This window comes from Methylobacter sp. BBA5.1, assembly GCF_000746145.1.
GTDB classification, from domain to species: Bacteria; Pseudomonadota; Gammaproteobacteria; order Methylococcales; family Methylomonadaceae; genus Methylobacter; species Methylobacter marinus.
Map to the genome: position 1 here is coordinate 39,288 of NZ_JQKS01000021.1, position 11,921 is coordinate 51,208.

An 11,921-nucleotide genomic window follows, 5' to 3' on the forward strand; every position below is an offset into this window, starting at 1 on the left:
ATCTATCAAAGATTATTCAATAATTTGATTAACCGAGCCCAAAGCTTCGTTATTCAAATCCAATCCATATTCCTTCACTTTTTTCATATTAAGCATAATATAGGAACCTGCGGGATCAACCACGGGTTGCAAGACTTTTTTATGCTCTAGCAACTCTCTCGCAAGACTTGCGGCTTGCAGGCCCATCGTGGAAATATCAGCCGATATCACCAGCGTTGCCCCCAATGTGGAAAATATTTCAGCATAGGCAATGACCGGTTTTTTCATCGCCGCGCTCTCGCTAAAGATTTCAAGCACAGACTCTTGGCTTGCAAGAACAACAGGATCCGAAATAAGCCATAAAACATCCACTTCCGGCAACAGTTTTTCCAAGGCCGGCATTAATTCTGCTGATTCGGCAATGGGAGTGCTAATAATTTCCATTCCCACATCTTCCGCGGTTTCAATAGCTCCCGATAACCATTCTTTGTTATATCTCTCACTATAGATTACCCCAATCTTCTTTACCGCCGAAAAAAGGTAACGATAAGTCATCAACTGCATTCCCGGTGATAACTCATTGGAGACGCCATAGGAATTTTCGCTCATCGGTAAACGCTGCCAATTCAGCACAGATGAAAAAATTATCTTTTTATCTTCAGCAATTTCGTGCGCCAATAAATAAGCTTTTGAACCAATCGCATAAATAATGTCAGGATTGACTTGCCGAATCTGTTTCTTAACCTGATCGATGTCGACTGAACTATCCCCCAAATTAATTTTTGCCCTTATCCCTACTGTATTTGCTGTAAACGCCGCTTGAGCCAATTCATAATTTTTTACCGCCGCATTTGAATTAAGAACCAATGTACCTCCGCTTTCTTCAGCAATGGCCTCACCTGTCTGAAATGATAACAGCATTAAAACAAATAACAGCAGGCATCCTGTCCTGACGATTAGTGTTCGCCAAATCAAAAGCCAGTCTGTCATAACGCGTGCCATATTTACTGTCATACTAGGGCCCGAGCTCCTTGAGTTCAGACTGTGTGAGCCTCCGCCAGCCGTCAAGACCGAGCATTTTCAACCTACTTTCCCCTTCAGGGGCTTGATCCATGCCTTCCAATATATCCAGCAAGACCTCTGCGCTTGCAGTCGCCTTGTTCGGGACCACGACCAAGGTGAGGAACTGTTTCTCGCTGACGCCCAGCCGAGTCAACAAGCTATACTGCTTCTGATTAATTTTGGCAAGATTCTCGAGACTGTCTTCCGTCGTCAATGCCGCGTCCGCCATGCCGAAGCCCACAGCCATCAAGGCATCGATATCCTTGGGAACCAGAATCAACTCTATCTGCGCCAGAATCCCAGCACTGTCATCACCCAGAATCTGACTAAGAATAGTTCGCGTATAGGCTTCGGTAGCTGCGGAAGCTATTCTCCCTCCCTTTAATAACTCAAACTTATTGATTTGTTTTTTTGCTGACAAGACTTTTCGCTGGGTCGATTTGCCGTGAGAGATTCCCACTAAAACCGGTGTTATCGACACTTTTTTTTGTAAAATATGATAATGCCAGCTAGAAAGCAGGAATCCACCGTCTTGCGTTTCCATGAGCGTTTTCTCAAAAACATCTTTGTTACTAAACGGTTGAAAACGAAAGCCCCCAAATTTTGAAAGATAGGTATCAAATGCGATCTTCAAGGAAACGTAATTATTAATATTTGTTTCCGAATTATAAAAATAAAGCGTGTTGCTGTTTAAGACTGGATTCGCTTCAGGCTCGGCATGAGCAATCGGACTGCTGATGAGAAAGAATGCAAATATACTAAGCGTAAAAAATCTGACGCCGGATTGCGTCGTAAAAATTGCGGATATTCCGGATTCCCCATCGCGCATATAACGTCTGGGAGTGATTATAGAAAATAGATAAAATTATCGATCATATAAGTTCGCCTGAATGTGACAACATTGGATAGAGTTTACATGCTTATAATGTCGTGGATGTTTTGAAGTTGAGCGTCATGAGGCAAACAATTTAGCCGAAGCGGGATACAGTGAAGCAAGGCAGAGTTTATTTATTATTTCCATTTTTTATAGCTCATGACTTTATATTTCAATATCCGCAGATTCCGACAGCAACCGAATATCCTGCATTTTTCTATTTGAAGCAAGCCGATCATTTTTTTTTGATATAAAAAATCTGCCTGTCCGATTCTCTTATAAGCTTAATGATTTGATGACCTGTCTGGTCGGAATAAACGCCAAAATCCAAGTGGGCTGCCGGATCTGTCGCGATTACCTTGACAACATCACCGCTGGCCATTTCCATCAGCGCTTTTTTCAGGCGCAACAATGGCAGAGGGCAATTCAAACCGCTAGCATCTAATTCTAGGTTAAATTCAATCATTGTTTGGTTTTAAATGTTCTTAAGTCACTTCAGAATGCTTATAATACCATCCTCTACTTAATCCGCGAATCATAGACATACAATGGATTATTTTCCAATTTTTGTAAAACTTAAAGATCAAGATTGCCTTGTTGTCGGCGCTGGTGAAATTGCTGCCCGTAAAATTGAATTATTAGCACGGGCCGATGCAAAAATCACTGTCATCGCCAATGAAATAAGCGCAGCCGTTTCCAACCTACAGGTCACTCATAACCTGAATATACAGAAAAAGACTTTTTCCCCAACTGTCGACTTGCATGGATTCAGACTGGTTGTATCAGCCACTGATAATGCCGATACCAACCGACTAGTTGCCAAAACGGCAGCTGAACAGAACATCCCTGTTAATGTAGTTGACAACCCCGAACTTTGCACCTTTATCTTTCCGGCCATCATTGATCGCTCACCGGTCGTTGCCGCGGTATCCTCCGGCGGCGCTTCGCCGGTTTTGGCAAGATTGCTTCGCGCGAAAATAGAAGGCTTGATTCCCCCTGCCTATGGTCGCTTGGCTCATATTGCTGAAAAATTCAGACCATTCGTCAAAAGAATCATTAAAGAGCCTGCGCAACGCAGAATCTTCTGGGAAAACATACTTCAAGGCTCCATTGCCGAACTGGTCTTTTCAGGCAAGGAACAGGAAGCCGAGGCACAGCTTGAGCAGACACTCATTAATCAGAAAGAAAACGTTAATGTTGGCGAAGTATATCTGGTCGGAGCCGGCCCCGGTGCGCCTGACTTATTAACTTTCCGTGCATTACGGTTAATGCAACAGGCTGATGTTATAGTTTATGACCGACTGGTTTCGCCCGAAATTATCGATTTAGCCCGCCGGGATTCCGAAAAAATCTATGTTGGCAAGCAACGGCATAACCATGCACTCCCACAAGAATCCATCAACAGCCTGCTGGCGGATTTGGCCAAAGCAGGGAAACGGGTGGTACGACTGAAGGGAGGCGACCCTTTTATTTTTGGTCGCGGCGGAGAAGAAATTGAAACCTTGATGCAGCAGGGCATCAATTTCCAGGTCGTTCCGGGCATCACTGCAGCGTCAGGCTGCGCCACTTATGCGGGTATACCACTGACCCATAGGGATCACGCCCAATCCTGCACATTCGTGACCGGCCACCTAAAAGACAATTCCATCAACCTAAACTGGAAACAGTTGGCCGCACCCAATCAAACCATTGTCATTTATATGGGTCTGGTCGGGCTGGAAAAAATCTGTCAGTCTTTAATTGAACACGGCAGCCCGAAAAATTTGCCTGTTGCTCTGGTGCAGCAGGGTACCACGAGTAACCAACGGGTTATTACCGGCACCCTGGAATCCCTGCCTGGCATAGTGGCCGGCCAGGACATAAAACCGCCAACACTGGTTATTATCGGCACCGTCGTAATGTTGCATGACAAACTGGAATGGTTTCATACGGATCAGCCAGTTTAAAATCATCTGTCTATAGACGCTGTCAACCTTATAGCATACAGAATAGATAATTATTCAAGCCGTTGAATTTGACTGACTGGACTATCTCATTGCAACTTCATAAGCGGCCATAATCGGTGATTTCACAGCCACCACTCTGCACTTAAATAAATAGTGAAGTTTTTTATCATTTCGGCCAATAAATCTTTATAGCGGCAAAAAACAATCTGAACGATTCAGTTATTATTCATACAATTTATTGATAATAGACCCCAAGCAAATAATAAATATATATTTTAATAAAAAGGATTGAATTTTATTGCTAAATTCCCTATCCTTTGCGGGTTTAACTTTTAATTGGGCTGTATTTAGTAAAATATTGCAGTCTTTTTTAATCACCAAGAGAGGTCAATATGAAAAAATCATTAGGTTCATTAGCGGGCATTGCTTTAATCGCTTTAAGCTCACAAGCATTTGCTCAGGAAGATATCAAAGTCGGCCAAAAAATCTATGACCGCGCTTTCGGTCGTGGCTGCGGCACTTGCCATGACATCGCTTCAAATCCACAATTGTTCGAATTAGTTAAATCCGGAAAACTGGACAGAGCCACTTTCGAAACTGTTATTAGAGAAGGTAAAGGCGGCATGCCAAAAGCCATGGATGCTATCATGGCTGTTGGTCCCGTCAAAAAAGCAGGTTATAGCGAAGATCAAGCTCTTGACGCTTTATATGCATATCTGGGCAGCAAATAATAAGCTATCTATCCCCTAGATAGACGAACATAAAAAAAGCCACCCTAATTTATATTAGGGTGGCTTTTTTATTTCTATCAACAAAATTCAACGCTTACCTAAATATCCCCTTTTTACTTCCTTATTATAAGGTAACCGGTTACTGTTTCTGATCCAGATTCCGGCAATTGCGGCAAGCATCAATCCACAAGAAGCAAGGCTAAGATAGATAAGGTTTTTCAGGTGCGACATTTCCTGCATGAGTCGCTCACTGTCAATTTCCGCCGGCTCTTTTTTAGCGGAATCTGAATAAGATCGCAATACTCTTACATCATTCTTTAAATCTTCTATTGTCCCCAAAGAACTCGAAACAGCGCCCAAGCGTATACTCTCTTCCAAAATTCTTAGTTTACTTTCTATTGAACCACTGACCAAACCGATAAGTTGCCCTTTTAACGTATTAACTTCAGCAGATAACACCGAATTCATTCCGGAGGTATAGATTTCGGAAGGCGTGATTTTTTTATAATTAGGCATAACATCGTGCGCGGGAAATAATAAAAAGCCTAATATAAAAACAACAGTCATCAAGATAAACACTACAATCAGCAACAACTTGTTAATTTTCATTAATCCCTGGTGCGACGGTATTGTTTGCAGAATCACAGAGCGACGCCCATGAGCATCAATAATCTCTGAATTTATCTCTCGCATATCGCTCATTATTCACTTCCTCTCAACCGGGAGCCAATGAAAAACAATGTCCGGCCGAAAAAATATTATTTTTATAATTTGGTAGCACCACTACCTAATCAGGTAATTATACAAGTTTAATGCAATTTGTCCTGTGTTTTATGGAATAGCCTTCACCACCGATCAACTTCATCGCAAATATTCAATGCATCGCCGACCTTTTGGCCAAAAGTTCATTTCGTATCCTGACATGGGGAACCGCGACCGCAAGAAGCTCATCATCAAGAACAGAGTGAACAGAGGAAATGACTGACTGCTTTCTCCTGTCCATGTAGTGGATCGACAGCCCATACGCATACCCTTACGGGTATACGTGTTATTTATTATTAAAAAAATAAATTAAGAAAACGAAAGCATTCTTACCCTATTAAAATGCAAAGGATAGCCGTACAGACTAAATCCATACGACTGAATTCTTGAGTCAGCGTTTTCTTTTAGCTGCTATTCTCAACCTCAATGCGTTCAACTTGATAAAGCCTTCAGCATCCTTTTGATTGTAAGCACCTTCATCTTCTTCGAATGTAGCAATACTTTCATCAAACAGACTATCAGCTTCAGATAACCGACCGACCACGATGACATTGCCTTTGTAAAGTTTCAGTCTGACTTTGCCATTAACATGCTCCTGAGACGCATCGATCATTTGCTGCAACATCTTGCGCTCGGGGCTCCACCAGTAGCCGTTATAGATCAACGACGCGTAGCGCGGCATTAATTCATCCTTCAGATGTGCCACTTCGCGGTCCAGGGTTAATGATTCAATCGCACGATGCGCTTTCAGCATGACGGTGCCGGCCGGTGTTTCATAGCAACCTCGCGATTTCATGCCAACATAACGGTTTTCGACGATATCGAGACGACCTATGCCGTTTTCTCCGGCAATTTTGTTTAACTTCTGCAAGACTTCGGCAGGCGTATGAGGAACGTCATCTATCGCAACAATATCGCCCTGACGATATGTTAATTCGATATAAGTCGGCTGATCAGGGGCCGCTTCGGGCGAAACGGTCCAGCGCCACATATCTTCTTCAGGCTCGGTCCAGGGATTTTCCAGAATTCGGCCCTCATAGGAAATATGCAGCAGATTGGCATCCATTGAATAAGGCGATGCCTTGCCTTTCTTCATTTCAACCGGAATGCCATGCTGTTCAGCATAAGCCAGCAGTTTCTGCCGGGAAGTTAAATCCCATTCGCGCCAGGGTGCGATAACTTGAATGTCAGGACGCAGAGCATAGGCGCCCAGCTCAAAGCGTACCTGATCATTGCCTTTACCGGTTGCGCCATGAGCAATCGCGCTGGCGCCGGTTTCATTGGCGATTTCAATGAGCCGTTTGGCGATTAAAGGACGGGCAATCGATGTGCCGAGCAGATATTCACCTTCATAAATCGTATTGGCCCGGAACATCGGAAAAACATAGTCGCGCGCGAAATCCTCACGCAGATCTTCAATATAGATTTCCTTGATGCCCAGTGCTTGCGCCTTGGCCCGGGCCGGCTCGACCTCTTCACCCTGGCCCAGATCGGCAGTGAAAGTGACAACCTCGCAGGAATAAACATCCTGTAACCATTTGAGAATGACCGAAGTATCCAAACCTCCGGAATAAGCCAGTACTACTTTATTGATTTCCGACATAACGCCTTAACCTTGAGTTAAAAAATAGGTGAATTATACCGGAAAACAAAGTTTGCCGCAGAAACGAAGCTAGCGAAGATTCACATGCCGCTACGTTTCTGCAAACACTATGTTTAAAAAGCGCAGCCGGACTTAAAGCCCAGCTTTTTTAATACCATAGCCAATGGGCAAAAACCAGTGAAAGCCGACTGCAATAAGTTTGCCCCGACAAACGCCGTAAACCACAGCCAGTTTTCAGAATGATAATGCGCCAGCAGCAGACTGATCAGAATAAAGCTGCCCGCCACAGCAAACACCATGCGATCAATAGTCATCTATTCTCCTCTACTTTAAGCGTACAACACCCATCAACTTAAGCATCAGTCTCTCGTAAAACGGCTCACTGATGCCTTTTCTGATCTTGCGCATAAAATATTTCTCGAAACCGATTTTCGCCAGATGCACCCACTTGCCTTCCGATGACCAAGTCACATTTCGCGGCGGGATTTGCGGCTTGGCCATAAACGCGACACCGGAATCGCCAAAATCAGCCAGACACAGAGCATTCCACGTAGCCACATAAGTCGGCTCCTTGCCCTCCAGTTCACTGGCGATATTATGGGCAGTCGCCGTTACCATGGATTCAATCATATAGCCGGTTTTTGGCGCACCTACTGGTACCGGCGTTGGTTCAACCGGCGGAATCGCGATACAGACACCGACTGAATAGATGTTTTTGAAGGTTGGATTGCGCTGATGTTCATCCACCAGAACAAAACCGCGCGGGTTCACCAAGCCTGACACATCGACATTACGTACCGCATCAACGCCGGTGAAAGCAGGCAACATCATCGAATGCTTAAACGGCAACTCGTGTTTTTTCTTTTCCTTGCCTTCATCATCGACTTCCGTGACATACATCATGCCATCCTCAATCCTGTCGACTTTGGCATTGGTTATCCACTTAATGCTCTTATCCCGCAGTGCGCTTTCAAGCAATCCTTTGGTATCGCCTACACCACCCAGACCCAAATGACCGATATACGGCTCAGCCGTGACAAAAGTCATCGGCACCTTATCGCGAATCTTACGTTTACGCAATTCCGTTTCAATAATCATTAAATACTCATACGCAGGACCATAGCAGGATGCGCCCTGGACTGCGCCGATAACAATAGGGCCCGGATTTTCCATGAATTTATCCCAATCACGGACTGCAACTTCAGCATGATCGACATGGCAGACCGATGAAGTATAGCCCTCAGGACCCAATCCGGGCACTTCATCGAATGCCAGGCGGGGGCCGGTCGCAATAACCAGGAAATCATAAGGCACGGCAGAACCATCTACCAGTTGTACCTGATTGTTTGCAGGATCAACTTTTGATGCTGCTTTTTGGATGAACTCTATACCTTTCTTTTTCATAACCGGCGCCAATTCAATCTTCAGCTCTTCCGGCTTACGCCACCGAGGTGGAACCCAAGGATTCGATGGCACGAAATGAAATGTAGGCGTATCGGAAATCACAATCACATCATGATTTTTCCCTACTGTTTCCTTCATTTCATAAGCCATCGGTACGCCGCCAATACCGGCACCTAAAATCACTATACGAGCCATGTTACACCCTCTTGCTGGTTGTTTTACATTTTTGCTTTAAATAATAATCAACATAATCCAAGACTATATTGCGCCTGTTTAACTGTAAGAACAATACTGAAATAGAATATTAGCATATTCTAATTTTGTGTACAATTTTATAGCTTTCGTTTTTTTGCCTGCTCTCATTCAGGCTCTATATCATCAATCCGAATCACACTTCGGATCTACGGACTCACAATTTATGCACTTAGGATTTGGCTAAAAATGACTTCCTGAAATTAGAATCTTGCATGGAATGTACCGACCAAAAGCAGGCTCACTAGGCGACGCAGTGAAGCGCATCGCTCGCGAACGATGTTTAAACAGGAAGATTATTTACAACCAAATCCTTATTCATAACAACTGGTACCAAATGCATAATACTTTGTAAATAAGAAAAGAGTCGAGCTTGATAAACACTTAAATATAAACCATTCACTATTTAATTTTGGCGTCAAAAATGCTATTTTATCCGGCTTGACAGCTGGTGTGGGGCTTCGCCTTTAGCTATCATCGGCATATTTTGACCTTGATTTACAGTCATGTTGTTTCTGGACTCGCAATTTTAAGCCTGTAAAAATTACGGCAAAATCACTGGATACAATTCCAAATAATAATTTTAATAAGCTATGTATACCCGCTCCAATTAGGATCAGACATGAACAAAACTTTAATTTCAGAGATTACCGGGCAGGATGACGTCGATCCGGCAGAAACCAAAGAATGGATTGAAGCTCTGCAAGCCGTATTAGAGCGGGAAGGCGGTGCTCGCGCACATTTTCTGATTGAGCAATTAGTCGCCGCAACCCGTCACGCTGGTCTGGACATTCCATTCAGCGCCAACACCGCCTATATCAATACCATTCCCGTTGCCCAACAAGCACAGTTCCCCGGCAATACCACGATAGAGTATAAAATCCGCTCTTATGTCCGCTGGAATGCAATGATGATGGTACTAAGAGCCAATAGACATACTAATGTCGGCGGCCACATCGCCAGCTTTGCATCGGCATCGACTTTATACGATGTCGGCTACAACCATTTCTGGCATGCCCCATCCGAGCAGCACGATGGCGACTTGATTTTTACTCAGGGCCATTCAGCCCCGGGTGATTATGCCCGTGCATTTTTGCTGGAGCGACTCACCGAGGAACAGCTTGATAACTATCGCCAGGAAGTCAATGGCAACGGTTTATCCTCATACCCCCATCCCTGGCTGATGTCCGATTTTTGGCAGTTCCCGACCGTGTCGATGGGATTAGGCCCGATTATGGCCATTTATCAGGCACGCTTCATGCGCTATTTACAGGACCGGGGCCTTGCCGATACGACAGGACGAAAAGTCTGGGCCTTTCTCGGCGACGGTGAAACAGACGAACCAGAATCATTGGGCGCAATCGGCATGGCCGGCCGTGAAAAACTGGATAATCTTATTTTTGTCATCAACTGCAACTTGCAGCGACTCGACGGCCCGGTACGTGGCAACGGCAAAATCATCCAGGAACTGGAAAGCGAATTCCGCGGCGCCGGCTGGAATGTGATCAAGCTGGTCTGGGGGCATCATTGGGATCCGCTGCTGGCACGCGATAAAGACGGTTTACTGGTAGCGCGCATGATGGAGTGTGTCGATGGCGACTATCAGACTTTTAAAGCCAAAGACGGCGCCTATGTACGCGAGCATTTCTTTAACACGCCCGAACTGAAGGCCATGGTTTCCGACTGGTCTGACCGCGACATCTGGGAATTAAATCGTGGCGGCCATGATCCTGCCAAAATTTATGCGGCTTTCCATGCCGCTTCCAACCATACAGGACAGCCGACTGTTATTCTGGCTAAAACCATTAAAGGTTACGGCATGGGCGAGTCGGGACAAGCGCAGAATATTACTCATCAACAGAAAAAGATGAGTTTAATTTCGCTGACCCGGTTCCGCGATCGCTATGAACTGCCTGTCTCTGACGAAGAGCTGAATGACTTACCTTATCTCACTTTCCCCGAGGGTTCGAAAGAGAAGGAATACATGAAGCAACGGCGCCTTAACTTAGGCGGCCATTTACCCTTTAGAAGAACTAAATCCCATGCGCTGGATGTGCCGGTACTGGCGGACTTTAAACCGCTACTGGAAGCCGGCGGCGAAGGTCGCGAATTTTCGACAACCATGGCTTTCGTGCGCCTGCTCAACATACTGATCAAAGACAAGAATATCGGCAAACGCATCGTTCCTATCGTACCTGACGAATCGCGCACCTTCGGCATGGAAGGCATGTTCAGACAACTGGGCATCTGGTCACAAGTCGGACAATTATATACGCCGCAGGATGCCGACCAGCTCATGTTCTATAAAGAAGACAAGCACGGTCAGGTACTGCAGGAAGGCATCAATGAAGCCGGCGGCCTTTGTGACTGGATTGCTGCGGGCACCTCTTATTCGACCCATGGCGTGCCGATGATTCCGTTTTTCATCTATTACTCCATGTTCGGTTTTCAGCGTGTGGGCGACCTGATCTGGGCTGGCGCCGACCAATGTACTCGTGGCTTCCTGCTGGGTGGCACAGCTGGAAGAACGACATTGAATGGCGAGGGTCTACAGCATGAAGACGGGCACAGCCATTTGATTGCAGCGACCGTACCCAATTGTGTCTCCTACGACCCAACGTATGCCTATGAGCTGGCAGTAATCATTCAAGACGGTCTGCGGCGAATGTATGTCGAACAGGAAAACGTGTTCTATTACATTACCGTGATGAATGAGAACTATGCCCATCCGGCGATGCCCAAAGGTATAGAACAGGATATCATTAAGGGCATGTACTGCTTCCGCCGCGGCGCCGGACAAAATAATCCGCGAGTACAATTACTGGGTTCGGGGACTATTTTCCGTGAAGTCGAGTTTGCCGCTGAATTATTACGTAATGATTGGAACGTCGAATCCGATCTGTGGAGTTGTCCGAGTTTTACCGAACTGTCGAGAGAGGGTCGGGCCTGCGAGCGCTGGAACCGGTTGCATCCGACCGAAACTCCGAAACAATCGCATGTCGCCAACTGCCTGAACAATGCTCAAGGACCAGTCATTGCCGCCAGTGATTATAACCGTGCTTTTGCCGATCAAATTCGGGCTTATATCAAAGCGCCTTATACCGTGCTCGGCACCGACGGTTTTGGCCGCTCCGATACGCGAGAGCAACTGCGCCGATTCTTTGAAGTTGATCGTTATCATATTGCCGTTGCGGCCCTGAAAAGCCTGGCGGATTTGGGACAATTTGACCCGGCAAAAGTAGAGGTGGCCATTGCCAAGTACGGCATAGCTCCCGATGTTACGGCTCCCTGGTTAACTTGAGAAAAGG

The 11,921-nt window shown here is 45.5% G+C and carries 10 protein-coding genes; 3 read left to right on the forward strand and 7 right to left on the reverse strand.

The annotated features are described in order from the left end of the window. Positions 1 to 12: 12 nt before the first annotated feature. The 3 genes from EK22_RS13735 to EK22_RS13745 all read right to left on the reverse strand — a co-directional run bounded on the left by EK22_RS13735 (position 13) and on the right by EK22_RS13745 (position 2,381). Positions 13 to 969: an ABC transporter substrate-binding protein gene (locus tag EK22_RS13735; RefSeq protein ID WP_161786441.1), complete on the reverse strand. Its 957-nt coding sequence runs from the start codon at positions 967 to 969 to the stop codon at positions 13 to 15. Positions 970 to 994: 25 nt separating this feature from the next. Beyond that, complete coding sequence (locus tag EK22_RS13740; protein ID WP_051954333.1) at positions 995 to 1,870, reverse strand: PhnD/SsuA/transferrin family substrate-binding protein; 876 nt, start codon at positions 1,868 to 1,870, stop codon at positions 995 to 997. A gap of 280 nt (positions 1,871 to 2,150) precedes the next feature. Then, on the reverse strand, positions 2,151 to 2,381 hold the full coding sequence (locus EK22_RS13745) for a sulfurtransferase TusA family protein (RefSeq protein ID WP_020157338.1): 231 nt from the start codon (positions 2,379 to 2,381) through the stop codon (positions 2,151 to 2,153). Between the two features lie 82 nt (positions 2,382 to 2,463). Here EK22_RS13745 and cysG point away from each other — a divergent pair, with 82 nt between their 5' ends. Continuing rightward, positions 2,464 to 3,861, forward strand: a complete 1,398-nt coding sequence (gene cysG / locus EK22_RS13750) for a siroheme synthase CysG (protein WP_020157339.1) — start codon at positions 2,464 to 2,466, stop codon at positions 3,859 to 3,861. A gap of 392 nt (positions 3,862 to 4,253) precedes the next feature. After that, positions 4,254 to 4,592 carry a c-type cytochrome gene (locus EK22_RS13755; RefSeq protein ID WP_020157340.1) on the forward strand — a complete coding sequence of 113 codons (339 nt, stop codon included), beginning with the start codon at positions 4,254 to 4,256 and terminating at the stop codon, positions 4,590 to 4,592. 87 nt (positions 4,593 to 4,679) lie between these two features. Here EK22_RS13755 and EK22_RS13760 read toward each other — a convergent pair whose 3' ends face one another. From EK22_RS13760 to EK22_RS13775, 4 genes are all read right to left on the reverse strand, one after another. After that, positions 4,680 to 5,294, reverse strand: a complete 615-nt coding sequence (locus EK22_RS13760) for a hypothetical protein (RefSeq protein WP_020157341.1) — start codon at positions 5,292 to 5,294, stop codon at positions 4,680 to 4,682. A gap of 451 nt (positions 5,295 to 5,745) precedes the next feature. Next, the gene (locus tag EK22_RS13765; RefSeq protein ID WP_036251920.1) at positions 5,746 to 6,957 is read right to left on the reverse strand and encodes an argininosuccinate synthase; all 1,212 of its coding nucleotides are present in this window, start codon (positions 6,955 to 6,957) and stop codon (positions 5,746 to 5,748) included. A gap of 113 nt (positions 6,958 to 7,070) precedes the next feature. Beyond that, positions 7,071 to 7,271, reverse strand: coding sequence for a YgaP family membrane protein (locus EK22_RS13770; RefSeq protein WP_036251923.1), 201 nt, complete (start codon positions 7,269 to 7,271; stop codon positions 7,071 to 7,073). A 10-nt stretch (positions 7,272 to 7,281) separates the two neighbouring features. Next, positions 7,282 to 8,556, reverse strand: a complete 1,275-nt coding sequence (locus tag EK22_RS13775) for an NAD(P)/FAD-dependent oxidoreductase (RefSeq protein ID WP_027146957.1) — start codon at positions 8,554 to 8,556, stop codon at positions 7,282 to 7,284. A gap of 679 nt (positions 8,557 to 9,235) precedes the next feature. Here EK22_RS13775 and aceE point away from each other — a divergent pair. Further along, positions 9,236 to 11,914: a pyruvate dehydrogenase (acetyl-transferring), homodimeric type gene (aceE, locus tag EK22_RS13780; RefSeq protein WP_051961908.1), complete on the forward strand. Its 2,679-nt coding sequence runs from the start codon at positions 9,236 to 9,238 to the stop codon at positions 11,912 to 11,914. The last annotated feature ends 7 nt before the right edge of the window (positions 11,915 to 11,921 follow it).